Below are 25,766 nucleotides of genomic sequence, written 5' to 3'. Positions count from 1 at the left end.
CAGTGCGTTCTTCTGTGCAATCAGTACAATCGCCGCATTTGCCCGACCGAGAATGGACGCAATCCGCGTCGGGTGGCCACGAGAATCCTCATGCTCATCGGTAGTTATTCCTCCACCCTGGTTTTCATTTCGCTGTGCGTGGCGATACTCGCTTCGTACACCGCGCTCGACCTCACCGGGCGCATCGCCACCGCCAAGGGGCGGGCGGTGCATTTCTGGACCGCAGGTGGCGCATTGGCCATGGGCGTCGGTGTCTGGTCGATGCACTTCATCGGCATGCTGGCTTTCAAACTGCCAATCGATCTGGGCTACGACATCGGCATCACCGCGCTGTCGCTGTTGATCGCGGTGCTGTCCTGCGGTTTTGCCTTGTGGCTGGTCAGTCAGCCGAAGCTGCCGATGCTGCAACTGGCCTTTGGCGCGTTGATCATGGGCAGCGGCATCAGCGCCATGCATTACACCGGCATGGCGGCGATGCGCATGACGCCGGGGATCGATTATGACCCTGCCCTGTTCGGTGCCTCATTGCTGATCGCCGTCGGTGCCTCTGCCGCCGCGTTGTGGATCGCTTTTCGCCTGCGCCAGCATTCGCCGTATGTCCGCCTGGTTCGTGGCGGTGCGGCGATCATCATGGGCGTCGCGATTGTCGGCATGCATTACACCGGCATGGCCGCTGCCCAATTCCCGGATGGCAGTTTTTGTGGCGCCACGCTCAATGGCCTGAAGGGCAGCGGCCTCGACAGTCTGGTGCTGATCACCACGTTGGCGGTGTTGTCGATTGCCTTGCTCACCTCGATTCTCGATGCACGTCTGGAAGCGCGCACTGCTGATCTGGCGCACTCGCTGACCGTGGCCAACCGCGAACTCACGCAACTGGCCCTGCACGACACCCTGACCGGTTTGCCGAACCGCATGCTGCTCGACGACCGGATCAATCAGGCGATGAAGAAGGTCCATGAGCAGGGCGGCTGTTTTGCCTTGATGTTCATCGACCTGGACGGTTTCAAACCGGTCAACGATGCGTTCGGTCATCACATGGGCGATCAGTTGTTGCGCGAAGTCGGCGTGCGTCTGCGTGAAGACTTGCGCAGCCTCGACACACTGGCGCGGATCGGTGGCGACGAATTCGTGCTGCTGGTGCGCCTGAGCGAACCCAATGATGCGCTGGGACTGGCGGCGCGCCAGGTCGGCCTGATCGCGCAATCGTTCCGCGTCGCCGAGCATGACTTGCAGATATCCGCCAGCGTCGGCATCGCGCTGTACCCAGGCAATGGCCAGACCGCTCAGGAGTTGCTGATGAACGCCGACGCGGCGATGTATCACGCCAAGGGCGGTGGCAAAAATGGTTACAGCTTTTTCGATGCCTCGATGAACAACAACGCGCGCAAGCAGTTGCAGTTGTTGCAGGACCTGCGCGCGGCGCTGGAGCACAGTCAGTTCAGTCTGCATTACCAACCGAAGTTCGACGCTGCCAATGGCTGCCCGGTCGGCGCCGAAGCGCTGTTGCGCTGGCAACACCCGATCCACGGCATGCTGATGCCGGACAAATTCATCGATCTGGCCGAGAAGTCCGGGTTGATCATTCCGATCGGGGAATGGGTGCTCAACGAAGCCTGCCGGCAGATGCGCGAGTGGTTTGTGCTCGGTTATACCGATTGGCGCATCGCGGTGAACCTGTCGGCATTGCAGTTCTGCCACACCGGGCTGGTGCGCAGCGTGGCCAAGGCCTTGGCCACGCACCACTTGCCGGCCAACAGCCTGACGCTGGAGATCACCGAAACCACAGCGATGAGCGATGCCGACGCGAGCATGACAGTGTTGCAGGAGTTGTCGGACATGGGCGTCGATCTGTCGATCGATGACTTTGGCACCGGCTATTCGAGCCTGATGTACCTCAAGCGCTTGCCGGCCAACGAGCTGAAGATCGACCGTGGTTTTGTTCGCGATCTGGAGCGTGACAGCGATGATGCGGCCATCGTTTCGGCGATTGTCGCGCTGGGGCAGGCGCTGGGTTTGCGCATTGTCGCTGAAGGGGTTGAAACCGGGGTGCAGCAGGAATTTCTGACGCAATTGGGTTGCGATTCATTGCAGGGTTATCTGCTCGGTCATCCGATGCCGGCGGACAAATTCATGCAGGATATTGCACGGGGCGAGGCGCTGGCGGCGGTCTGATCGACCGCGTTATCGTTCTTCGCGAGCAAGCTCGCTCGCACATTTGGAATGCATAACCCTGTGGCAGCGAGCTTGCTCGCGAAGGCGTCTGCCCAGACACCACAGACTCCATGCAAACTCCGCCAATGGCGGTTATTCTTCCCCCCGACTGTTACGTGTGCATTTGGGGGAAAGGCCAGCATGGATAAAGTCATTGTGATCACCGGCGGCGGGCGCGGGATTGGCGCCGCTACGGCGTTGTTGGCTGCCGAGCAGGGCTATCGGATCTGCATCAACTATCAGTCGGATGAACAGGCCGCGCAAAGCGTGCTGGAGCAAGTCCGTGCACTGGGCGCACAAGCCATCGCGGTGCGCGCCGATGTCAGCATCGAAGATGAAGTGATCGCGCTGTTTCACCGGGTCGACACCGAACTGGGTCGGGTCACCGCGCTGGTGAATAACGCCGGCACCGTCGGCCACAAATCGCGGGTCGATGAAATGTCCGAATTCCGCATCCTCAAAATCATGAAAACCAACGTTCTGGCACCGATCCTCTGCGCCAAGCACGCGATCCTGCGCATGTCGCCCAAGCACGGTGGGCAAGGCGGCAGCATCGTCAACGTGTCGTCGGTGGCCGCGCGTCTAGGTTCGCCCAACGAGTACGTCGATTACGCGGCGTCCAAAGGTGCACTCGACACCTTCACCATCGGTTTGTCCAAGGAAGTGGCGGGCGAGGGGATTCGGGTCAATGCAGTGCGCCCGGGTTTCATCTACACCGATTTCCATGCGTTGAGCGGCGATCCGGATCGGGTCAGCAAGCTGGAGTCGGCGATTCCGATGGCCCGTGGCGGGCGACCGGATGAAGTGGCGGAAGCGATTGTCTGGTTGTTGTCGGACAAGGCTTCGTATGCGACCGGGACGTTTGTTGATTTGGGGGGTGGGCGCTAATCTTTGGGGTTTGTGTTGCCTGATCCGGCCCCATCGCTGGCAAGCCAGCTCCCACAGGTTTCTGTGTCGTACACAACATGCGCTGTGACATAGAACACTGTGGGAGCTGGCTTGCCAGCGATGGGGCCAGTGCAGTCAGCAATAATCTTTCAGAACGACCGCACAATCCGCCCCAATGTCTCCATGGCCTTTTCCGAATCCTCGGTCCACGGACTGCCGTAATTCAAGCGAATACAATTCCTGAAGCGCTGCGTCGGCGAGAATATCGGCCCCGGTGCGATGCTGATGCCTTGTGCCAGCGCCATCTGAAACAACTTCAACGAATCCATCTGCGGCGGCAATTCCAGCCACAAGAAGTAACCGCCCGCCGGTTGGCTGACCCGTGTCTGCGCCGGGAAATACCGGGCAATCGCGGCGAGCATCGCGCTTTGCTGCTCTTCGAGGGCGTAACGCAGTTTGCGCAGATGCCGATCGTAGCCACCGTGCTGCAGATAATCGGCAATCGCCGCTTGCGCGGGCATCGAGGCGCACAGCGAAGTCATCAGTTTCAGCCGTTCGATTTTCTGCGCGTAACGCCCGGCGGCGACCCAGCCGATGCGGTAGCCGGGGGCCAGGCTTTTGGCGAACGAGCCGCAATGCATCACCAGGCCTTCGGTGTCGAACGCCTTCGCCGGTTTTGGCGCTTGCTGGCCGTAATAGAGCTCGGCGTAGACATCATCTTCAATCAGCGGCACCTGGTGACGGCGCAGCAGTTCCACCAGTTCCTGCTTCTTTGCCTCGGGCATGGTTGCGCCCATCGGGTTCTGGAAACTGGTCATGCACCAGCACGCCTTGATCGGATGCCGCTCCAGCGTCTGCGCAAGCACGCCGAGGTCGATGCCGTCGCGCGGGTGCACGGGGATTTCCACAGCCTTGAGTTTCAGGCGTTCCAGCACTTGCAGGCTGGCGTAGAACGCCGGGGCTTCGATGGCCACCAGATCGCCGGGTTCGGTCACCGCTTGCAGGCACAGGTTCAGCGCTTCGAGGGCGCCGTTGGTGATCAGCAGCTCTTCCATCGGCAGCATCAGACCGCCGACCATGTAGCGCAGGGCGATCTGCCGACGCAACTGCGGATTGCCCGGCGACATGTCGGTGACGACCATGCGCGGGTCCATTTCCCGCGCGGCACTGGCCAGCGAACGCGACAGGCGTTGCAGCGGGAACAGCGTCGGGCTGGGGAACGCCGAGCCGAAGGGCACGGTGCTCGGGTCCTTGATCGATTCCAGCACCGAGAACACCAGTTCGCTGACGTCGACTTCGGTGGAGTCGTTGACGTGGCTGCTGATCACCGGCTCGGAAAACGGGCTCGGCGCGTGAGTGTTGACGAAGTAGCCGGAACGCGGCCGGGCGCGGATCAGGCCACGGCGTTCGAGCAGGTAATAAGCCTGGAACACCGTGGACGGGCTGACGCCGTAGGTCTGGCTGGCGTAACGCACCGAAGGCACGCGCTGGCCGGGGCCGAGGACGCCGGAGCGGATCAGTTCAGCGATGTCGTCGGCGAATTTTTCGTAGCGTTTCATCGAGGAGCCTTGGTGCTGGTTGAATTATTGGGTGTCAGGGAGGGAAAAGCCCTCACCCTAGCCCTCTCCCAGAGGGAGAGGGGACTGATTGGGGGATGCTTGCGAACTACACCGACCTGACAGTACTTTGCTGAATCCATAATCGACTCAGCCTGAAAGTGCTTTGCTGAATCCATAATCGATTCGGCCTAAGAATGCTTTGTTGAATCCATAATCGACTCGGCCGGAAAGTGCTTTGCTGAATCCGTAATCGATTCGGCCTGAGAATGCTTTGCTGAATCCATAATCGACTCGGTCTCTCAGGTCGATGTATAGCGACAGACACCTCGGTCGGCCCCCTCTACCCCTGGGAGAGGGCTGGGGTGAGGGGAAAAGATTCTAACGGCTCAACGATTCATCGGCGCCACAAACCTGCTCTTCGCCACGCTATAAATCTCAGGCTCATCGCTGTCGGCTATCTTGAAGCTCAAGGTCTGCGAACTGCTGGCCGGGCGTTCTGTGGTCATCGCCACCGACACCGGCACATCGACAATCTCGCCCGGCGCCAGGCTCAGCGCGGTCTTGCCTTGCAGCTGGAAGCCCTCGCCGTCGACCAGGCTCAGGTTGTAGTCCTGGCGTTGCTGGGTTTTGTTGATGACTTTGAGCGTGTAGATATTTTCGATCTGACCCTGACCGTTTTCCCGGAACAAACCACGGTCCTTGGTCACGTCCAGCGAAACCATCGGCCGCTCGACCAGCGCCAACGCCAGTGCGCCGATCATCGCCACCAGCACCACGGTGTAACCGATCAGGCGCGGCCGAAGCAGGTGTGTCTTGCCACCCTGCAATTCACGCTCGGAACTGTAGCGGATCAAACCGCGAGGGTAATTCATCTTGTCCATGATCGAGTCGCAGGCGTCGATGCACGCCGCGCAGCCGATGCACTCCATCTGCAAGCCATCGCGAATGTCGATGCCGGTCGGGCAGACCTGCACGCACAACTGACAGTCGATGCAATCGCCCAGGCCTGCTTCCACCGGCTTCACGTCGCGCTTACGCGGGCCACGGTTTTCACCACGCGCCACGTCGTAGGAAATCGCCAGGGTGTCTTTGTCGAACATCACGCTCTGAAACCGTGCGTACGGGCACATGTGCATGCACACCGCTTCACGCAGCCAGCCGGCGTTGATGTACGTGGCGGCGGTGAAGAACAGCACCCAGAACAGGCTGACGCCGCCGATTTGCAGGGTCAGCAGTTCCTCGGCCAGTGGCCGGATTGGCGTGAAGTAACCGACGAAGGTCAGGCCGGTCATTACGCTGATCGCCAGCCACAAGGTGTGCTTGGCGGCGCGTCGGGCGAGTTTGTTCAATCCCCACGGCGCCGCTTGCAGTTTGATCCGCTGGTTGCGCTCGCCTTCAGTAATTTTCTCGCACCACATGAAAATCCACGTCCACGAACTCTGCGGGCAGGTGTAGCCGCACCAGACCCGACCGGCGAACACGGTGATGGCGAACAGGCCGAACGCGGCGATGATCAACAGCGCCGAGAGCAGGATGAAGTCCTGCGGCCAGAAGGTTGCACCGAAGATGTGGAATTTGCTTTCGGAAAGATCCCAGAGTACCGCCTGACGTCCGCCCCAGTTCAGCCACACGGTGCCGAAAAACAGCACAAACAGAAAACCCGCGCCGCTCATGCGCAGGGTGCGGAACAGGCCGGTGAAGCTGCGGGTGTGGATCTGGTTGTCGCTGGATTTGGCCGTCGCCTTCATTGGGCGTGCGGGCACACTCTTTATAGTGGGCGTTGCTTCTACGGTTCGGACGGGGATTTGTTCGCTCATGGTCATTCGCTCATCAGCCTCCATCAGGCCAGAGCACTATGAGCGTCGATCTGTTTGCATAACAGACTCAGGTATTTCAATAAAAAGCGGATCAGATGCGATTTGAAGCGGTGCCTGCGACAACTTGAAGCAGCCGGCAGGCGTGGGCGCAAACGCCTATCGCAGACGTTTGCGCGGGGTGTTGACCAGGGTCAGTCAAATCACCGAATCACTCTCGTCGGCCTTCAAGTGCTTACGACCGTCCTTGGCGCCCGCAACGGTGAGGGCGTCGGCTTCTGCTTCGGTGATGTAGACGCGTCTGCCTTCGATTTCCACGAACGACATGGCTTTTTCGCTATCGGTCCTGACTTCCAGGGTGTCGCAAATGCGAATTTCCTCACCATGTTCAACAGTGAAAAAACACACTTTTTGCTCGGGATTGGATTCATCGACTCGAACGGGCATGGGGCAGTCCTTTTTTCAGGGGTGTCTGAACGGTTAGGGCGCACGCTTCGACGATGGTTCTGCGCAACCGATTAATGGTCGCCGTTGTCCATCCTCTATCCAGCCAATAACAAGGACTGCACGATGAACGCGTGGTGGCATGAAGTGTGGGAAACCCTGCAAGCGGAATTCGCCGACGTCGGCGATGCTTCGCAACTGACGCGCATTACCGTGCGCCTGCTGATGGCAGCGGTGCTCGGCGGAATCCTGGGCTTTGAGCGCGAACACAAAGGCAAGGCGGCCGGGGTGCGTACGCACATGCTGGTCGCGCTCGGTGCCGCACTGTTTGTGCTGGTGCCGCAGACTTCGGGGGCGGAGTCTGACGCGATGAGTCGGGTGGTGCAGGGGGTGATTGCCGGGATCGGCTTTCTTGGTGCCGGCACTATTCTGAAAAACAAGGAAGGCGATGAGGGGCATGTCAAAGGCCTGACCACGGCTGCCGGGCTGTGGATGACAGCGGCGATTGGTGTGGCTGCCGGGTTGGGCAAAGAGGCTACGGCGTTGCTCAGCACCTTTTTGGCGCTGGCAATTTTTAGCGTGATGCCGCGCATCGTGAAGCTTTTCGAAAAGGATGAGGAAAAGACTGATGACCACTGATCATTCCTGCGCCGGATGATCGTTCCCACGCTCTGCGTGGGAATGTCTCAATGGACGCTCCGCGTCCGCTATGGGACGCGGAGCGTCCCGGGCTGCATTCCTTTGCTGCGCGTGGGAACGATCAAACGATCAACGAGCAGCTACACGATCACGGGCGGCATCGTGCTCGGCGGTTCTTCCTTGGGCGGCGGCGTGGTGCCGGGGGGTTCCTGCTCGGGGATCGGTTGTGGCTCGGTCTCGGGCAGGGTGGGTTTGTCGATGTTCGGATCGGGCGTTTCCGCCGGGATCGGGATATTCATCTGATGACCTCCGTGTGGCACATGGCGTGAGAAGTGCTTAAGTGAGTTGACCACCTCGCGCGCCATTCGATCCGCTTTTCTGACACGGTAATTTCATCTGAACTTTTCCCCGCGGCGGTCGCTCGGAACCTAAGTGAGTTCATTCCGGGGCAGGCGCTGTGTTGCGAACACTGACCCGGCACAAGAGCGTCCTTTGGGCGTTAAGGAGAGATGCTCAATGACTGCTGAAAAATCCTCTGAACTGAGTTACAACCCGCACATGCCGCTGTCCCAGGCGTTATTGCTGCCGCGCATCGTCATCGAAAACACCATGCCGACGCTGGATGGCGGGCAGTTCGCGGTGAAATCGATCGCCGGCCGCGATGTCGTCGTGACCAGCAAAGTGTTTGCCGACGGTCATGACAAACTGGCGGTGCGCATTCGCTGGCGTGAGGAAGGCGAGGAGACGTGGCAAAGCGAGGTCATGTCCGACCAGGGCAATAATGGCTGGCAGGGCCAGTTCCGCCCGGAGCATCAGGGCCGTTACCTGTATTGCATCGAAGCGTGGATCGATCATTTCGCCAGTTTCCAGTACGAGCTGGAAAAGAAGCACTCCGCCGCCGTACCGGTTTCGCTGGAGCTGCAAGAAGGCCGGACGATGGTGCAACAGGCTGCCGAACGCAGCGAAGGTCAGCTCAGCGAGCAATTGGCCGCGTTGCACCACGAACTGTCCGGGCTGCTCGAAACCGAGCAGGTCGCGCTGTTTCTGCACTCGCGCAGTGCGCAGTTGATGGCGCAAGCCGATCATCGCGCCTACCTGAGCGTGAGTGCCGAATTCCCCATGGACGTCGAGCGCGAACTGGCCGAGTTCGCCAGTTGGTACGAGCTGTTTCCGCGCTCGATGACCGACGATCCGCACCGTCATGGCACTTTTAATGACGTGCACGCACGCTTGCCGATGATTCAGGACATGGGTTTCGACGTGCTGTACTTCACGCCGATTCACCCGATTGGCCGCGCCCATCGCAAGGGCCGCAACAACTCCCTGACAGCCGGGCCGGAAGATCCGGGCAGCCCTTATGCGATCGGCAGCGAGGAGGGCGGCCACGAGGCGATTCACTCCCAGTTGGGCACCCGCGAAGACTTCCGTCGACTGGTCGCTGCGGCCGCTGATCATGGACTGGAAATCGCCCTCGATTTCGCCATTCAGTGTTCCCAGGATCACCCGTGGCTCAAGCAACACCCGGGCTGGTTCAACTGGCGGCCGGACGGCACGATCAAATACGCGGAAAACCCGCCGAAGAAATATCAGGACATCGTCAACGTCGACTTCTATGCGCCGGAAGCGATTCCGAGCCTGTGGGTCGAACTGCGCGACATCGTCATCGGCTGGGTCGAGGAGGGCGTGAAGATCTTCCGTGTCGACAACCCGCACACCAAACCGCTGCCGTTCTGGCAATGGCTGATTGCCGACGTTCGTGCGTTGCATCCGGAGGTGATCTTCCTCGCCGAAGCGTTCACCACGCCGGCGATGATGGCGCGGCTGGGCAAGGTCGGTTACACCCAGAGCTACACCTATTTCACCTGGCGCAATAGCAAGGCTGAGCTGGCGACGTATTTCACTGAATTGAATGAATCGCCGTGGCGCGAGTGCTACCGGCCGAACTTCTTCGTCAATACGCCGGACATCAACCCGGCCTTCCTGCATGAATCCGGGCGCCCCGGCTTTTTGATTCGGGCAGCGCTGGCGACCATGGGTTCGGGGTTGTGGGGGATGTATTCGGGGTACGAACTATGCGAAGCGGCGCCGGTGCCGGGCAAGGAGGAATACCTCGACTCGGAGAAGTATGAGATTCGCGTCCGCGACTTCAGCGCGCCGGGCAACATCATTGCCGAGATCGCCCAACTCAACCGCATCCGCCGGCAGAACCCGGCGCTGCACACGCATCTGGGGCTGAAGGTCTACAACGCCTGGAACGACAACATTCTGTACTTCGGCAAGCGCAGCTTTGACGGCAGCAACTTCATTCTGGTCGCGGTCAGCCTTGATCCGCATAACGTGCAGGAAGCGAATTTCGAACTGCCGCTGTGGGAAATGGGCCTACCGGACGACGCGACAACCCACGGTGAGGATTTGATGAACGGGCATCGCTGGGACTGGCATGGCAAGTATCAGTTCATGCGCATTGATCCGGCGTATCAGCCGTTCGGCATTTGGCGAATCACTGCTTCGTAAGGCTCGCAATGATTCAAATGTGGGAGCTGGCTTGCCAGCGATTGAGGTCTGTCTGCTTGCATCTTCATTGCTGAACCACCGCTATCGCTGGCAAGCCAGCTCCCACAGTGACCGTATTTCTTCAGTTAAGACATCTTCAGAATTTTTCAGGAGTTTCACATGGCGAAGAAACCCAAGGCAGCCACCTTCATCAAAGACCCGCTCTGGTACAAGGATGCGGTGATTTATCAAGTTCACGTCAAATCGTTTTTCGACTCCAACAATGACGGGATCGGCGACTTTCCCGGCCTGATCGCCAAACTCGATTACATTGCCGATCTCGGCGTCAATACCATCTGGCTGCTGCCGTTCTACCCCTCGCCACGCCGCGATGACGGTTACGACATCGCCGAATACCGTGGCGTGCACAGCGATTACGGGACCATGGCCGATGCCAGGCGCTTTATCGCCGAAGCGCACAAACGCGGCTTGCGGGTGATCACCGAGCTGGTCATCAACCACACCTCCGACCAGCATCCGTGGTTTCAGCGTGCGCGCAAGGCCAAGCCCGGTTCGGCGGCGCGCGACTTCTACGTGTGGTCGGATGACGATCAGAAGTACGACGGCACGCGGATCATTTTTCTCGACACGGAAAAATCCAACTGGACCTGGGACCCGGTCGCCGGTCAGTACTTCTGGCACCGTTTCTATTCGCACCAACCCGACCTGAACTTCGACAACCCGCAAGTAATGAAAGCCGTGCTCTCGGTGATGCGTTACTGGCTGGACATGGGCATCGACGGCCTGCGCCTCGACGCGATCCCGTACCTGATCGAGCGCGACGGCACCAACAACGAAAACCTGCCCGAGACCCACGACGTCCTCAAGCAGATCCGTGCGGAAATCGACGCCAATTATCCCGACCGCATGCTGCTGGCCGAGGCCAACCAGTGGCCGGAAGACACCCAGCTGTATTTCGGCGATACCGATGCGGCTGGCCTCAACGGCGACGAATGTCACATGGCGTTCCACTTCCCGTTGATGCCGCGCATGTACATGGCCCTGGCGCAGGAAGATCGTTTCCCGATCACCGACATTTTGCGGCAGACCCCGGAAATCCCTGCCAACTGCCAGTGGGCGATTTTCCTGCGCAATCACGATGAGTTGACGCTGGAGATGGTCACCGACAAGGAACGCGACTATCTGTGGAATTACTACGCAGCCGACCGTCGCGCACGGATCAACCTCGGTATTCGTCGGCGTCTGGCGCCGTTGATGGAGCGTGACCGTCGTCGCGTCGAGTTGCTCAACAGCCTGCTGTTGTCGATGCCGGGCACGCCAACCCTGTATTACGGCGATGAGATCGGCATGGGCGACAACATCTACCTGGGTGACCGCGACGGTGTGCGCACGCCGATGCAATGGTCGATCGATCGCAATGGCGGCTTCTCGCGCGCCGATCCGGCGAGCCTGGTGCTGCCGCCGATCATGGACCCGCAATACGGTTACCTGTCGGTCAACGTCGAAACCCAGGCCGGCGATCCGCATTCGTTGCTCAACTGGACGCGACGCATGCTCGCTGTGCGCAAGCAGTCCAAGGCGTTTGGTCGAGGCACGTTGAAAATGCTCTCGCCGAGCAATCGCCGGATTCTCGCCTACACCCGTGAATTCACTGACGCCGACGGCAAGCACGAAATCATCCTGTGCGTGGCCAACGTCTCGCGCAGTGCGCAAGCGGCAGAGCTGGATTTGTCGGCGTACGTCGGCATGGTCCCGGTGGAGATGCTCGGCGGTAACGCGTTCCCGCCTATTGGCCAGTTGAATTTCCTCCTGACGTTGGCGCCGTACGGTTTCTACTGGTTCGCGCTGGCCAGCGAAAACCAGATGCCGAGCTGGCACGTCGAGCCGGCACAAAGCCTGCCGGACTTCACTACGCTGGTGCTGAAAAAACGCATGGAAGAACTGCTCGAAGCGCCGTCGCGCACGACGCTGGAGCAAAGCATTCTGCCGAGCTGGCTGCAGAACCGTCGCTGGTTCGCCGGCAAGGACGCGGCCATCGACAAGGTTCATCTGGCTTATGGCGTGCGCTTCGGCGATGCGCAGCATCCAGTGCTGCTCAGCGAAATCGAAGTCACCAGCGCCGGGCAGACCAGTCGCTATCAACTGCCCTTTGGCTTCATTGCCGAAGATCAGGTTGGCCCGGCATTGCCGCAGCAATTGGCCTTGTCGCGTGTACGCCGGGTACGACAGGTCGGTTTGATCACCGACGCGTTCAGCCTCGAGTCCTTTATCCACGCGGTGCTGCAAGGCATGCAGAACAATACCGTGCTGGCGTCGGCTGAGGGCGAAATTCGCTTTGCGCCGACACCGCTGCTGGAAAAACTCGGCCTCGGCGCCGACTCGGAAGTGCGCTATCTGTCCGCCGAACAATCAAACAGCTCGGTGGTGATCGGCAACAGTCTGGTGCTCAAGCTGATACGTAAAGTCGCTTCTGGCGTACACCCGGAACTGGAGATGAGCGCTTACCTGACCGAGGCCGGATTTGCCAATATCTCCCCGTTGCTTGGTTCGGTGATCCGCCGCGACGCCAAGGGCGAAGACAATCTGCTGATGATCGCCCAAGGCTATCTGAGCAATCAGGGCGATGCCTGGGAATGGACGCAGAACAACCTCGAACGGGCGCTGCGCGATGAACTGGCTGACGCCATGTCCGAGCAGGAGCAGCATTACAACGCTTTGGGCGAGCTGAAGGATTTTGCCGGCATGCTCGGTCAGCGTCTGGGTGAGATGCACCAGGTGCTTGCCGTACCGACCGACAATGCTGATTTCGCTCCACACGTGTCGACGGCCAAGGATGCACAGGCCACGGGCAAGGATGTTGCCGCGCAGGTCGAGCACGCATTGAAGTTGCTCAAGCAGCATCAGGGCGAACTCAGTGCGGCGGATCAAAAACTGGTGAAGCGGCTGGTCGACGAGAAGAAAACCATCCTCGCCCACGTGCAGGATCTGGCGAAAAAAGCCGTCGGTGGTTTGCAGATTAGGGTTCACGGCGACCTGCATTTGGGCCAGGTGCTGGTGATCAAGGGCGATGCTTACCTGATCGACTTCGAAGGCGAACCGGCGCGGCCACTGAGCGAACGCCGGGGTAAACACAGCCCGTACAAGGACGTCAGCGGTGTGCTGCGTTCCTTCGACTATGCGGCGGCGATGACTATCAACGTGCACAACGTCGATCACAGCGCCGAGTCCGAGGCAGCACGCCATCGGGTGGCCGAACGTTATCTGTGTGAAGCACGCGAGGCATTTGTCCAGGCATATCGCCAAGCGGCAGCTAGTCTTGATCATGCCTGGCAAGATCCTGAAGGTGCCGACGCCGCGCTGGCGTTGTTCGGCCTGGAGAAGGCCGCTTATGAAGTGGCCTATGAAGCCGAAAACCGCCCTACGTGGCTGCCCGTACCGTTACACGGTTTGTACGGGTTATTGACGGGGCTTAAACCCTTTTCCGATCTTGGTGGAGAGTAGTCATGAGTTTCTCGAACAAGGAACAGGGTCAGGTCAAAGAAGCATTGCTGCCCTCGGCAAAAGATATCGATGCCTTGGTCCGTGCTGAACATCACGACCCTTTTTCCATTCTTGGCCCGCACGGCGATGGCGCTGGCGGGCAGTTCATTCGCGCCTATCTGCCCGGTGCACTGAGCGTTGTAGTGCTGGACAAGGACAGCGGTGAAGAGCGCGGCCCGTTGGAGCAGACCGAAACCCCGGGATTGTTCGTCGGCCATTTCGATCAGGCACGACCGTATCAGCTGCGCACGCGCTGGGCGGGCGGCGAGCAGGTCGCCGAGGATCCCTACAGCTTCGGGCAGTTGCTCGGTGAGATGGATTTGTATCTGTTCGCCGAGGGCAATCACCGCGACCTCAGTGCCTGCCTTGGCGCGCAACTGAAAACCGTCGATGGCGTCGACGGCGTGCGCTTCGCGGTGTGGGCACCGAACGCCCGGCGGGTCTCGGTGGTCGGTGACTTCAACGTCTGGGACGGGCGCCGGCATCCAATGCGTTTGCGTCATCCGTCCGGGGTCTGGGAGTTGTTCATTCCGCGCCTGCAAGCCGGTGAGTTGTACAAATACGAAATTCTGGGCGCCCACGGGATTCTGCCGCTCAAGGCTGACCCGATGGCGCTGGCCACCAGTCTGCCGCCGGACACCGCGTCGAAAGTCGCCGAGCCGCTGCAAATCGACTGGCAGGATCAGGACTGGATGAGCAGCCGTCGTGATCGGCAGAAACATTCGGCGCCGCTGTCGATCTACGAACTGCACGCCGGTTCCTGGCAGTGCGAACTGGATGATCTGGGCGAAGTCGCCCGTCAGTACACCTGGCCGGAACTGGCCGAGCGGCTGATTCCGTACGTCAAGGAACTGGGTTTCACCCACATCGAACTGATGCCGATCATGGAGCACCCGTTTGGTGGCTCTTGGGGTTATCAGTTGCTGTCGCAATTCGCGCCGAGTGCGCGGTATGGCTCGCCGGCGCAGTTCGCCGAATTCGTCGACGCCTGCCACCGGGCCGAGATCGGCGTGATTCTCGACTGGGTGCCGGCGCATTTTCCGACCGATGCTCACGGCATGGCGCAGTTCGACGGCACCGCGCTGTATGAGTACGGCAACCCGCTGGAAGGTTTCCATCAGGATTGGGACACGCTGATCTACAACCTCGGGCGCACCGAAGTGCACGGCTACATGCTCGCTTCCGGGCTGCACTGGTTGAAGCATTTCCACGTCGACGGTCTGCGCGTCGATGCGGTGGCTTCGATGCTTTATCGTGACTATTCGCGCAAGGCCGGCGAGTGGGTGCCGAACCGTCACGGCGGCCGCGAGAACCTGGAAGCCATCGACTTCCTGCGGCACTTGAACGACGTGGTCGAACTGGAAGCGCCGGGCGCGTTGGTCATTGCCGAAGAATCCACCGCGTGGCCCGGTGTCAGCCAGAGCACGCAGCAGGGCGGCCTCGGTTTTGCCTACAAATGGAACATGGGCTGGATGCACGATTCGCTGCATTACATTCAGCAGGACCCGGTGTACCGCGCGCATCACCACAACGAACTGAGTTTTGGCCTGGTCTATGCCTGGTCCGAGCGCTTCATCCTGCCGATCTCCCACGACGAAGTGGTGCACGGCAAACATTCGCTGATCGACAAGATGCCTGGCGACCGCTGGCAGAAATTTGCCAACCTGCGCGCTTACCTGAGCTTCATGTGGACCCATCCGGGCAAGAAACTGTTGTTCATGGGCTGCGAGTTCGGTCAGTGGCGCGAGTGGAATCACGATCAACAGCTCGATTGGTATCTGCTGCAGTATTCCGAGCACAAAGGTGTGCAGAAGCTGGTCGGCGATCTCAATCGACTGTATCGCGAAGAACCGGCACTGCACGATCAGGACGACGCGCCGCAGGGCTTTCAGTGGTTGATTGGCGATGATGCGATCAACAGCGTTTATGCGTGGCTGCGCTGGAGCAAGGAGGGTAAACCGGTGCTGGTAGTGGCCAACTTCACCCCGGTGCCACGTCAGGCCTATCGGGTCGGCGTGCCGTTTGCCGGGCGCTGGACCGAGTTGCTCAACAGCGATGCCGACACCTATGCCGGTTCCAATTACGGCAACGGCGGCGGGGCGTTTACCGAAGAAGTGCCGAGCCATGGCCAGTCGTTATCGCTGGAGCTGAATCTGCCGCCGTTGGCGGTGTTGATCCTCAAGCCGGAGGGTTGATCCGAGGTAACTGAATAACCTGTGGGAGCGAGCAAGCTCGCGAAGGCGATATGTCAGTCAATAATGATGTTGAATGTTACATCGCTTTCGCGAGCAAGCTCGCTCCCACAGGGACTCTCGGTGGTCTGAAAATTACCAACGCATCCGCACCCCCAAACTGCCAATAATCCCGTTCAAATCATTGTCATCGACATCGCTGCTGTAATCGGCACTCACATACAGACTCACCGCCGGCGTCACTCGCGCCACCAAACCCAAACCCAGCTCCACGGTCGAGGATTTGCGGCTGCTGCTGATCTTGTCGACCTGATCCAGGGTCACCGTGCTGCCGGTGTACACCGTGTGCCAGAGGTTGGTGCGCACATAGGGTTCGACCGGCAAACCGTTCAAATCGTAACTGCCTTTCAGCCGTGCGCCGACGCGGCCACTCCATGCGCTCAGATCGGTCGATGAGGCATTGCCGGAACCTGCATACGGCGTATCCAGGGTAATCCGCTGATTGATCAATTGCGCCTGCGGTTCGACCACCCAGTTTTCACTCAAGCCAATCGGGTAACCACCTTCTACGGAGAAGGTCATCGCGCTGCCCTCGGTGGCTTGCCGAGCGCCTTGTTCGTTGCGGCTGAAACCACTGACCCGGCCACCGCTGGCCGACAGATCGACGTGCCAGCCCTGGGCACCGATCAGGCTGTAATAGGCGCCAAGGCTCTGGCCTTGCAAGTTGAGTGTGTCGCTGCTCGGGTCGGAGAGGGCACGGGTAGTGATCAAGCCGTTGCCGTTTGCCTGAATCTGGTTGAGGCCGCCGATCAAGCCGATCTTCTGGGTATGGCTGGCGCTTTGCAGCGTCAGTACCGCCGGACCTTTGAAATCGCCGCTGCCCGGTGTGGCGAACCCCGAGGACAGCACATCGGTTTGCGCCTGGCGTGCGCTGCGCCCATACAACTCATCCCATGCCGAAGGTGCGAGATCTTCGGCAATCAGGCGTGTGCCTCGCGGACTGAAGCGTTGCGGTTCTGGCGTGATGACGGTCGTGGGCAGGGTCATCACCGGGACGTCCGCGCGATACCACGCGGTGGTTTCATCCGCCGCAGGACTGGCCTGCGCCTCCATGGATGAGCACAACAAGATAGAACTCGACACTGTGCAGAACGTGATTTTGATCTCGTGTGGGGTGAATGAAATTTTCATGGAGGTCTACCTTGCAGGCGCATGTGGCATCTCGATGTGGCGTCTCTCCTACCCCGAACGAGGGGCGACCGAATGGAGCGGGGCGAACCGTGGCCGCCCGATTTCGCGAGTGTCCGAAGGCTCGCCCCGGGCAGTGATTCCGGGGGTAGTAAGGTAGAGATAAGAAGAGCGATGGCCACCCGTCAAGAAATTGAACGATGAGCGGTCGTCGCCGGGCATGCGCTGCAAGCGTTTGTTTTTCTGCACATAACTAAGTGGTTGTTTGTAGGGGGAAACGCGTTATAGGCCCCGTGGGAGAGAAGTTTTATTGCCGACGGAAGGTTTACCAACTCACGCGGACGCCCAAAGTGCCGGTCACGCCGCGTTGATCATTACTGTCAATATTGCTGCTGTAATCGGTACTCGCGTACACACTGACGGCTCGGTCGAGGGTCAACACGACGCCGAGGCCAATGTCTGCCGTGGAGGATTTCTGTTCGGTGCTGATCACATCGTTGTCGCCAAACGTCACCGAGTCGGTACCGGAAAACGTGTGCCACAGATTGGCGCGCAGATAGGGCTCCACCGGCAACCCACTGACCTGATAACGGCCCTTGAGCCGAGTACCGAGGCGACCGGTCCACGATCCGTCGGAGTCAAACGACACTTTGGAGATACCGTCGTCCTGGCTGTCGAGGGAGATTTTCTGGTGGATGACCTGCGCCTGTGGCTCGATCACCCAGGTGTCATTGATCGGAAACGGATAACCGGCTTCTGCCGACAACGTCAGGGCATGCCCGCGATTGTCGAGTTTGACCCCGCGATCGGAATGGTTGTCGCCGTCGAAACGGGTGCCCATCACTACCGTATCGAGGTAGCCGCCGTGTGGATCAGTCAGCGTCCAGTACAGGCCATAGCTGTCGCCCTCGAGTTTGATCTTGCCGGCGCTGTTGTGCTGGAAGCCCTCGTTGAACCCATCGACATCACCTTGCAGGCGACTATGGCCGACAAAGAACCCGACGCGCTGAGTCTGGCCCCCGGACGTCTGCGAGCTGTACAAATCATTACCGACCTGGAAACCGTTGAGCGAGCCGTCCAGACGCGGGGCGACCGTGCCGGCCCAGGTTTGCTCGAGATTCTTGCCGTAGACACGCCCCCAGCCGGCACCGAATGCACCGGTTTCCGTCAGTAGACGCTGATCGCCCTGGCGGTCGTGAAAGGTGCCCAGCGCGTTGAGGGTCAGTTGCGCAGCAGCGGGCGGCAGCACGGACCAGGTCGGCACTTCCGGGCGGTACAGCGGAATCGGTTCGGCGCCGGCGATGGCGGCTGGCAGCACCGGCAGCGTGGGCAACGTCGGCGCCGGTTGCCCCGGTGATGCGGCGATCGGTGTGATCGCCGCTGCCACCGGTGTCGCGACGACGGGCACGAGTAGCGGCGGCAGCGTCGGGTCAGGGTTAGGCACGCTGACGACCTGCGGGGCGACCACGGCAGAACGCAAATACCAACTGTTTTCAGTGCCGGCGGTGACGCCACCCTTGAACAGGTAGTAGTCATAAGCGCCGGCCGATATCGGTGCGCTCAGGGTAAAGGCATTGTCGGTGCTCACCGTGCTGCCTTGCGCCTGCACCAGTTGGATACCGTTGACCTGAGTCAGCCCTCCCGGCCCGCCGAGGTTGCTGACGCTGATCACCGTGCCGCCGCTGAGGCTGCCATTGTTGACCACCAGTTTGTCGCTCGGCGAATCATCGCCGCCAATCACGCTTTGCAACAGCAACTGGCCGTTGTTGCCAACGTAGTTGCCCTGCACGGTCAGCGTGTCGTCGGTGCGGCTGTTATTGCGCGTCAGGTCGATGACCCCGGCGTTGTTGAGGGTCGCCGCCTGACCGGCCACGGCCGGTGCCACTGTGCCCTGGCTTGCGAACAGCGCGCTGCTGGCGTCGATATTCAACACGCCAGTGCCGCTGCCTGCGTCGCCCAGGGTCAGGGCGGACGATCCCAGATCCAGTTGTGAACCGTTGCTGAGGTTAACGCTTTCCCAGTTGACGAAACGTGCGGGCAGGGCGGTCCGGCTGTTGTCGAAAGTCAGGGTGTCGGTGCCGGCGCCGCCATTGACGCTGGGTGTCAGCGCGAGGAGGCTGTCGTCGAGGTTGCGCAGGATGGCGCTGTCATTGCCGACGTCCATCAGGATCGCCGAACGGATGATACCGCCGCCGTCCCACAACAAACGGTCATCACCGACACTGGTGCGAATCTCGCCAACGATTTCCCCACCGGTCACGGTGATGCTGTCGTTACCACCGCTGACGCTGATGTTGCCGCCGATGCGGCCGCCAGAAACGATGATCGTGTCGGTGCCGAAACCGGTGACCAGATTGCCGAGAATCTGCCCGCCGGACAGGTCGAAAATGTTGTTGTCGAGCTTCATGTCGACGCGGCCGATCGTGCCGCCGGTCATGCGCGCCACGTCGCCGTCCTCGAAGGCGCCGGCGATGGTGCCGCCGGTCATCAGAAAGGTGTCGCGCCCGTCGCCCTGGGCGAGAGAACCCAGCGAGCCACCGGTCATGACGAAATCATCGATGCCCGCACCCTGGTTGACCGCGCCGGTGATGACCCCCGAGTGGATATCGACCCGGTCAGCGCCGGCACCAAAGGTCACGCTGCCGTTAATCAGGCCGCTGCCATTGGCCGGCAACGTCAGGCTGTTGTTACCTGAAAGGTCGGTCAATGGGCCGCTGCTGCCGCTGTCGCAGGTGAACGCGTCGTTACCGGGGCCGGGCGTGAGCACGCAACTCGACCAGGCCGGTGGGCTGGCGAGCAGTGCGAGGGAGGCGGGCAGAATAAAAGTGCGAGGCAAAAACCTCAGAGGTCGAATAGAACGCATCGTCGCCAATTCCCGTGCAAGTAGTGGAATTCATCCTTGAACGGGTGCGTGATCTAAAAAACTTCTGAAGCTAATCAACTACGTGAGATCTGAACCCTAACGTTTTGAAGTGCCAATCCTTCAGCTTTATTAGGTGTAGAAGGTATTTGCGCTTTTGGGCATAACGGCTGACGAGCGGTCCCGTGTAACACGTCGCTAAAGATGCACCTCCACCGCCAACGGCAAGTGATCAGACAAATGCGTCCACGGCTTGTTACCCAGGATTCGCGGGTCATGACTGCTGGCATTGCGCAGGTAGATCCGATCCAGTCGCAGCAACGGAAACCGCGCCGGGTAAGTCTTGGCCGGGCGCCCGTGATGGCGCTCAAAGGCTTCGTGCAGATAGTCGCGGCGGGCGAGGGCGGCATTGCCCTGCAACTGCCAGTCGTTGAAATCGCCGGCAATGATCACCGGCGCGTCATCGGGTAATGATTCGAGCAACTGACACAACAGCTGCAACTGCAATTGTCGATGGCTTTCCAGCAGGCTCAAATGCACGCAGATCGCATGGACTTCTGCGTGCCCCGGCACATCCAGCACACAGTGCAACAGGCCACGACGTTCGGGCCCAGTGATCGACACATCGAGGTTGCGGTATTCGCGAATCGGGTACTTCGACAGCAGCGCGTTGCCATGATGACCGTCGGGATAGACCGCGTTCCGCCCGTAGGCAAAATCGCTCCACATGCTGTCGGCGAGGAATTCGTATTGCGAGGTTTGCGGCCATTCGTTGTAGCGGCTGGAGTGGCGTTCGTGTTCACCCACCACCTCTTGCAGAAACACCAGATCGGCCGAGGTACTGCGCACAGCCTCACGCAATTCCGGCAGGATGAAACGCCGGTTCAGCGCGGTAAAACCTTTGTGGGTATTGACCGTCAGCACCCGCAGGCGATGAATGACGGGCGCGTCGACAACATGACGCTTGGGATTGCTGGACACGGTTACTCCTCTGAATCCTGAGTGCCTGTTCATGCGACTGACAGGTGGGGCTGGCAGTTCCTTGCGAATCAATAATGTTGCCTGGATTCTTTGGCTGTGGGAGTTGCAGAAACGCCGCTCCTTCAGAATCAAAAGAGTGCTGCTTTTGGTCGTTCGATCTCGGTATCAAGGTTCAGATCGCTCCCGGGAGTTTGTACTGCAAGGGAGGCGTTAGAGCGGTGAGTCAAATGCTCGGCACAAGATGAAAACCAATAAGCGCCGCGTCCATTTGGTTCGCGGCGTTTATCTTGGTGGCCAGGGCTTACCGGACCCGTTCAGATGTCAGTGTTTGAATCACTCCCGTTAGCTTGGCGAGAATGGTTCGGTTGAGTGACTCAAATGAGCACGATTTCAATGTCATCAATCTCATAGTCGTTGCCAACACCTGTTGCGACGTTGCTGTAGACATCAACCGTGATGGAGCTGGTTGTTGGGGTAAAAGTGCCTGATAAGGTGACCCAATTGATTATAGAACTGATTTGGGTAGGGCCGTCGACGAGGATGCCAGCGGCTCGGATCGAGAGTGATGGCATCGCGGATGCACCTTGATACCGGATAGCTTTAATAGTGAAACGATACTGGTAACGCGGCTGCAGATTGGAGAGCGTCTTTTGAATGATCACCCCGTTTGAATTTTCTGTGTAGGTGTAGTTATGGAATCTCCAGTTGCCACCCACATTTCGTAACTGCAAGTCCCGATTATCTACACCAGGTCCACCGACCCAGCCGTTCCAGTTCTGATTGGCAAAATCGGTGAAATCTCTTTTCAAACCTGAGGCGACGGTAAAGCTGCGCACCTCCGACACCGGTTGCGCACCATAGAGCGCTTTGGCCTTGATGGGGTGCGTGGCGAGGCTCAGTCCACTGATCACTCTGTTCCAGTCGCCATTGGCATCGACCCGTACGACGGGCGTCAGCGCCGTGTTGCCGTCGTACAGTTCCACGGTCTGGTCGGGACTGGCCTTGCCGGTGACGGTGACGCTGGTGTCGAAGGTCGTGCCGTTCGGTGCAACGATGCCCTTGGAGTCGGTGATGTCGGTGAGGGTGGGCGATATCCACCCAGCCACCCGTAAATCTAACGCTGCCGAGTATTCATTCCGCTGCGTGGCGGCCCGCCACACTGTATAGAGCACCCTCACGCTATTACCGATGTTGGCCGTCACGAATTTTCCGTCCACCGGAAAACGTACAGGTTGGCCTTCGGTCACGGTGGTGACGGGCAGCCAGTCACTGGTGCTGGCGAAGGGGTTGGGACTGCGCCAGTAATAGGTAAGAACATCCCCCTTCAAGGTCTTCGCCTCGCTGATCCACACGTGCACCCTATCGAGCACCTTGGACGGATCAAGCACATCCCCCGGCGGATCGGCCTCTTCCACTTCGGGGGCGGGCAATGTTGCCGGGATCTTCTCGACCTTGGCCAGCAGCCGCTCGGACTCTCTGATGTCGAGGAGGCCCGGTGCATCGTTGGCGACGACGTAGGACAGGTCGAGCGTGCCGTTTTCAAGCACACTGATGTGTTCATCGTTGATGTAGAACGTGACCAGGCCTTCCTTGGCTTCGTTGTCGCTGACGATATGAGAAACCTCGTGCGGATAGGCATCGCCATCAGACTTGATGCCAGACCATCTCAGGCAGATCAGGTCGCCATTTTTCATCGCGTAGCGCACGTCGACCGTGGCGTAAGGCTCGTCCGGTTCGAGGGTGTCGCCGATCAGTTCGCGAAGGGTCGGCTCGGGCAACATGTTGACGTCGCCCACTACACTGGCAATGGTCCGCCTGGAAGACAGCGGGTCGCCACCGTCCTTTTTGTAGAGAATATAAGAGGCGTCGGCGCTGCCTTGAGCCAGGGCCCTGATCAGGTCATAGGGCACATCGATTTCCAGCACCGAGGGAATGTTGTCGATATTGCGGGTTGCGCTGCAAATGATCGGTTCAGCGTTACCTGGCGGTTTACCGATGAAGGTCATTTCCACGTTGTCGCCCAGACCAAAGTCTTTGGCGTTGACGTGGATCTGTACTGTTACTGGCAGCTTGTTCAAATCCTTGATAGTAATTCTGCCATTGACCGCTTGCTTGAAGAATGGCGGATCCAGGCGCCAGCCGCCGGCGTCCACGTCAATGTAGGTGCGTTTGGAATGGCGGTCGGCCCAGTTCCACACCTCATCATTGATGTCGTATTTGATTTCCCGTTTCAGGCCATCGCCGGCGCGGAGAATGTGTTCCTGTTCGATGCGGATTTCGATCGGTTGCTTGTCGTCGGCCTGGTCTTGGGTAATGAGGTGCGCGGGTAGGGAATAGTCGCCGATCTTCAATCTGACTTCATCGCCCCGCGTGCAGTACACGTAGTGAGGGATTGTGACCGGCACTTGGTTTTTTGCCCATTCGGCGTCTATGACGCCCTGTTCGACCAACTCCGGCGGCAACTGCACGATGTTCAGTTCTGAATGGCCGTCGGGCAAATGGGGGGCCTTGTCACGATTTCCCGGCTTGTAAAGCTTGATCAATACCCGCAAGGACACCGACGGTGGATCGGGCTGAGTCTCGCCCGCTCGGGTCAGTACATAATGGCAATTCTCGGCCCACCCCGACTCTGTCGGCGTCGGCAAATAAAAGAACACTCGCTGATCGACTTCATCGGCCGTTACGAGTCGCTCGAGCACGTTCTCGTTGTTCCAGAAGATCTCAAGTTTGTCCCCCTCTTTCATGGGGGGCAGATAAGGATTGATCACGCAAAGCAGACCCTGCGGATCGTCAGTGGCCACGTTGATGTTGATACCACCATCGCCATCTTGGACCGGTTCCAGCATCCCCGGAATCAGCAGCGGGCGCAGCGCCAGTGTGTCATTGCCTTCCCTGAGGGCAGGGAAGCGGAAGCGTGTGTGAGAAGGCATCAGGCATGACCTCTTGAGGAGCGCGCAGGCGTCGTGTGGCAGTCGAATTCATCGAGAGGCTGGGTGTTTGCAAGCGCGAGGTGGATAGCGAACATGAACGTGCACTCCGTGTCGGGTGATGGAGTGATTGAACCTGTGTTGAGGCGTTTGCACACCTGTCAAGTCTGACAGGTTCCGTGTGGTTTCCGACGAGTGGTCGATTGTGACTCGGACGAAAAAAGAGCGCTGTCAAACGACAAAAACCGCTGTCCCGATTCAACGCGGCAGCGGTTTTTTACTTGCTTGAAACGATGTAGAGCTGCGACGCCGCCTTCGTGAGCAGGTTCACACACACAGTAGTTCGCAGTGCATCACGGCCTATGTGGGAGCGAGCTTGCTCGCGAAGGGGCCAGCACTGACCCCAAATAGCTCAGCCAATATTCACGCCCGAATCACCCCGGCAACTCCAGATTATCCAGTGCGCGATTTACCGCCAGTTCCCCCAACATAATCAACTGCGCAATCCCCAACAGCGTCCGGCGCTGCGACGCGGGTATGAGGTTGGCGAAGTCATTGGCGATGGTTCTGGCTGAAGCGAGTGATTCGCTAGCGTTGGCCAACAGTTCTTCGTTTTTGAAGTCGGCGGTCACGGCGAACATCGAGCGGGTTTTGCGTTGAATGGGAGGGGAGCCGGGCGGGCAGAGGTAGTGATCGAGCGCGCGGTCGGCGGCTTCGTGGAGTTTTTTTGAGTTGAGGGATTCGTAGGGGGGAGGTGGAGTCGGTTTCGGGTGGGTTGGGTGTTGGTTTGATCATGGTGAAGCTCCTTGATTGTTGGAGCTGCCACGTTCGCGGTCAAACAAACGGGTGGCAGCTGTACGCGGGTTGACCGACCGGAAATCAAGGAATCCGGCACACCCGAGGGTGTCCCACGCACAGCCACCGCAACACGATAATTCAGAGAGTTTCTGAAACCGGCATTGAATGCTGATGCGCCTTGATTGAGTCGGACGGTCAAATCCGATCGCTGATTCGTCAGCGACCGACCCACAATAGAACCCGACCCCAAAGCGCACTTAGCGCCAATTGCGTAATCAGGCCGTGCTTCTTTCGAGGCACGGCGTGGTTGATTACCGTTTGTATAAAATTGAATGTTTTAAACCACTCCACTGAGGATGGCAGGAATGATCCGGTTTAGTCACTCAAAGGGCTATGATCTCCATATCCAGAACTCCGTAGTCATTGCCATCGCCTGTGGCGACATTGCTATATATATCCACAGTAATGGAGGTGCTAATCGCAAAAAATGTGCCTGACACGAAGTGCCTGGTATTGGTCTCGATTATGGTAGGGCCGGCGATCCTGACCCCAGCCGCTCGGAGCGATAGTGACGGTAGCGCTCCGTGACCTATAACGCGATAGACGTTTATAGCAAACCTGTATTGGCGCTCCGGCTCCATATTGTTGAATGCCTTTTGGATGATCACTCCGTCGGAATGTTCGGTGTGGGTTTGGTTAAGGAATAGCCAACGCGAATTTAAATAAGCTAATTTCAGATCCCGCGGATCTACACCTTCTCCGCCGACCCAGCCATTCCAGCTCTGGCCACTGAAATCAGTAAAGTCTCTGAATAGATATGGGAAGGCTACTGTAAAAGTACGAGGTGGTTTGGACTCTGGATTATCGCCGTACAGGGCCAATGCGGTGAGACTATAAAATTTGTTGGGTAGTGCACTGAGGACTTTACGCCAGACACCATTAGCGTCAGCGCTTGCTTCGCCCATGCTTGCGTCATGATTAAAAATCTCTACTTTCTGGCCATTGGCGGCGACCCCGGACAGCGTGACGGCGTTTTCTACCGTGGTGCCGTTTGGCGGAATATCTTTACCGCTCGGCGAGCCCTTCGCGGAGGTGAGCGTAGGAGCAGTCGCCACCGTCACGGTAAGCGTCCTGACTGCCGATTCGGCACCCGCTCCATACAAGGCCTTGGCCTTGAAGTTGTGAACGGCGACCGTCAGGCCTGACACCAA

General features: G+C 59.2%; 14 protein-coding genes and 2 pseudogenes. 6 read left to right on the top strand and 10 right to left on the bottom strand.

Going from position 1 to position 25,766, the window contains the following annotated elements:
• The first annotated feature begins 90 nt into the window (after window positions 1–90).
• Together WA225_RS21440 and WA225_RS21435 are read left to right on the top strand one after the other, a co-directional pair.
• Window positions 91–2,172 carry a putative bifunctional diguanylate cyclase/phosphodiesterase gene (locus WA225_RS21440; protein WP_422609490.1) on the top strand — a complete coding sequence of 694 codons (2,082 nt, stop codon included), beginning with the start codon at window positions 91–93 and terminating at the stop codon, window positions 2,170–2,172.
• Window positions 2,173–2,352: 180 nt separating this feature from the next.
• Window positions 2,353–3,099, top strand: a complete 747-nt coding sequence (locus WA225_RS21435) for an SDR family oxidoreductase (RefSeq protein ID WP_422609489.1) — start codon at window positions 2,353–2,355, stop codon at window positions 3,097–3,099.
• Between the two features lie 149 nt (window positions 3,100–3,248).
• Here the strand turns inward: WA225_RS21435 and mapR are convergent, their stop codons facing one another.
• From mapR to WA225_RS21420, 3 genes are all read right to left on the bottom strand, one after another.
• Window positions 3,249–4,658, bottom strand: a complete 1,410-nt coding sequence (mapR, locus tag WA225_RS21430) for a GntR family transcriptional regulator MpaR (RefSeq protein ID WP_008087199.1) — start codon at window positions 4,656–4,658, stop codon at window positions 3,249–3,251.
• A gap of 386 nt (window positions 4,659–5,044) precedes the next feature.
• Entirely contained in the window at window positions 5,045–6,475 is a 1,431-nt protein-coding gene (gene ccoG / locus WA225_RS21425; RefSeq protein WP_422609488.1) for a cytochrome c oxidase accessory protein CcoG, read from the bottom strand.
• Window positions 6,476–6,670: 195 nt separating this feature from the next.
• The gene (locus WA225_RS21420) at window positions 6,671–6,919 is read right to left on the bottom strand and encodes a DUF3203 family protein (RefSeq protein WP_422609486.1); all 249 of its coding nucleotides are present in this window, start codon (window positions 6,917–6,919) and stop codon (window positions 6,671–6,673) included.
• Window positions 6,920–7,042: 123 nt separating this feature from the next.
• On the opposite strand from WA225_RS21420, the gene WA225_RS21415 reads away from it, so the two are divergent.
• Complete coding sequence (locus tag WA225_RS21415; protein ID WP_108224787.1) at window positions 7,043–7,555, top strand: MgtC/SapB family protein; 513 nt, start codon at window positions 7,043–7,045, stop codon at window positions 7,553–7,555.
• Between the two features lie 140 nt (window positions 7,556–7,695).
• On the opposite strand, the gene WA225_RS21410 is transcribed toward WA225_RS21415, so the two are convergent.
• Window positions 7,696–7,854 carry a hypothetical protein gene (locus WA225_RS21410; RefSeq protein WP_016985118.1) on the bottom strand — a complete coding sequence of 53 codons (159 nt, stop codon included), beginning with the start codon at window positions 7,852–7,854 and terminating at the stop codon, window positions 7,696–7,698.
• Between the two features lie 217 nt (window positions 7,855–8,071).
• On the opposite strand from WA225_RS21410, the gene WA225_RS21405 reads away from it, so the two are divergent.
• The 3 genes from WA225_RS21405 to glgB all read left to right on the top strand — a co-directional run bounded on the left by WA225_RS21405 (window position 8,072) and on the right by glgB (window position 15,804).
• Entirely contained in the window at window positions 8,072–10,069 is a 1,998-nt protein-coding gene (locus tag WA225_RS21405) for an alpha-1,4-glucan--maltose-1-phosphate maltosyltransferase (RefSeq protein ID WP_422609485.1), read from the top strand.
• Window positions 10,070–10,228: 159 nt separating this feature from the next.
• Window positions 10,229–13,570, top strand: coding sequence for a maltose alpha-D-glucosyltransferase (gene treS / locus WA225_RS21400; RefSeq protein WP_422609484.1), 3,342 nt, complete (start codon window positions 10,229–10,231; stop codon window positions 13,568–13,570).
• A gap of 2 nt (window positions 13,571–13,572) precedes the next feature.
• Entirely contained in the window at window positions 13,573–15,804 is a 2,232-nt protein-coding gene (glgB, locus tag WA225_RS21395; protein ID WP_422609483.1) for a 1,4-alpha-glucan branching protein GlgB, read from the top strand.
• Between the two features lie 132 nt (window positions 15,805–15,936).
• On the opposite strand, the gene WA225_RS21390 is transcribed toward glgB, so the two are convergent.
• The 6 genes and pseudogenes from WA225_RS21390 to WA225_RS21365 form a co-directional block, all read right to left on the bottom strand.
• Window positions 15,937–16,992 carry an autotransporter domain-containing protein gene (locus tag WA225_RS21390; protein ID WP_422609482.1) on the bottom strand — a complete coding sequence of 352 codons (1,056 nt, stop codon included), beginning with the start codon at window positions 16,990–16,992 and terminating at the stop codon, window positions 15,937–15,939.
• Between the two features lie 322 nt (window positions 16,993–17,314).
• Complete coding sequence (locus WA225_RS21385) at window positions 17,315–19,852, bottom strand: autotransporter outer membrane beta-barrel domain-containing protein (RefSeq protein WP_422609481.1); 2,538 nt, start codon at window positions 19,850–19,852, stop codon at window positions 17,315–17,317.
• 195 nt (window positions 19,853–20,047) lie between these two features.
• Complete coding sequence (locus tag WA225_RS21380) at window positions 20,048–20,830, bottom strand: endonuclease/exonuclease/phosphatase family protein (protein ID WP_422609480.1); 783 nt, start codon at window positions 20,828–20,830, stop codon at window positions 20,048–20,050.
• A gap of 374 nt (window positions 20,831–21,204) precedes the next feature.
• On the bottom strand, window positions 21,205–23,760 hold the full coding sequence (locus tag WA225_RS21375) for a hypothetical protein (RefSeq protein ID WP_422609479.1): 2,556 nt from the start codon (window positions 23,758–23,760) through the stop codon (window positions 21,205–21,207).
• A 431-nt stretch (window positions 23,761–24,191) separates the two neighbouring features.
• Window positions 24,192–24,552: pseudogene (locus WA225_RS21370) on the bottom strand (DUF6124 family protein).
• A 386-nt stretch (window positions 24,553–24,938) separates the two neighbouring features.
• Window positions 24,939–25,766: pseudogene (locus tag WA225_RS21365) on the bottom strand (hypothetical protein); the annotation flags it as partial.

The sequence above is a fragment of the Pseudomonas sp. genome (assembly GCF_049300855.1).
Classification (GTDB): Bacteria; Pseudomonadota; Gammaproteobacteria; order Pseudomonadales; family Pseudomonadaceae; genus Aquipseudomonas.
Note: the sequence above shows the minus strand (reverse complement) of the source record. Positions and strands in the feature narration are given on the sequence as shown.

Bases quoted from the DNA above. Each gene is read 5' to 3' on its own strand.
- WA225_RS21440 (WP_422609490.1), top strand. From the start codon at position 91: ATGCTCATCGGTAGTTATTCCTCCACCCTGGTTTTCATTTCGCTGTGC.
- WA225_RS21435 (WP_422609489.1), top strand. From the start codon at position 2,353: ATGGATAAAGTCATTGTGATCACCGGCGGCGGGCGCGGGATTGGCGCC.
- mapR (WP_008087199.1), bottom strand. From the start codon at position 4,658: ATGAAACGCTACGAAAAATTCGCCGACGACATCGCTGAACTGATCCGC.
- ccoG (WP_422609488.1), bottom strand. From the start codon at position 6,475: ATGAGCGAACAAATCCCCGTCCGAACCGTAGAAGCAACGCCCACTATA.
- WA225_RS21420 (WP_422609486.1), bottom strand. From the start codon at position 6,919: ATGCCCGTTCGAGTCGATGAATCCAATCCCGAGCAAAAAGTGTGTTTT.
- WA225_RS21415 (WP_108224787.1), top strand. From the start codon at position 7,043: ATGAACGCGTGGTGGCATGAAGTGTGGGAAACCCTGCAAGCGGAATTC.
- WA225_RS21410 (WP_016985118.1), bottom strand. From the start codon at position 7,854: ATGAATATCCCGATCCCGGCGGAAACGCCCGATCCGAACATCGACAAA.
- WA225_RS21405 (WP_422609485.1), top strand. From the start codon at position 8,072: ATGACTGCTGAAAAATCCTCTGAACTGAGTTACAACCCGCACATGCCG.
- treS (WP_422609484.1), top strand. From the start codon at position 10,229: ATGGCGAAGAAACCCAAGGCAGCCACCTTCATCAAAGACCCGCTCTGG.
- glgB (WP_422609483.1), top strand. From the start codon at position 13,573: ATGAGTTTCTCGAACAAGGAACAGGGTCAGGTCAAAGAAGCATTGCTG.
- WA225_RS21390 (WP_422609482.1), bottom strand. From the start codon at position 16,992: ATGAAAATTTCATTCACCCCACACGAGATCAAAATCACGTTCTGCACA.
- WA225_RS21385 (WP_422609481.1), bottom strand. From the start codon at position 19,852: ATGCGTTCTATTCGACCTCTGAGGTTTTTGCCTCGCACTTTTATTCTG.
- WA225_RS21375 (WP_422609479.1), bottom strand. From the start codon at position 23,760: ATGCCTTCTCACACACGCTTCCGCTTCCCTGCCCTCAGGGAAGGCAAT.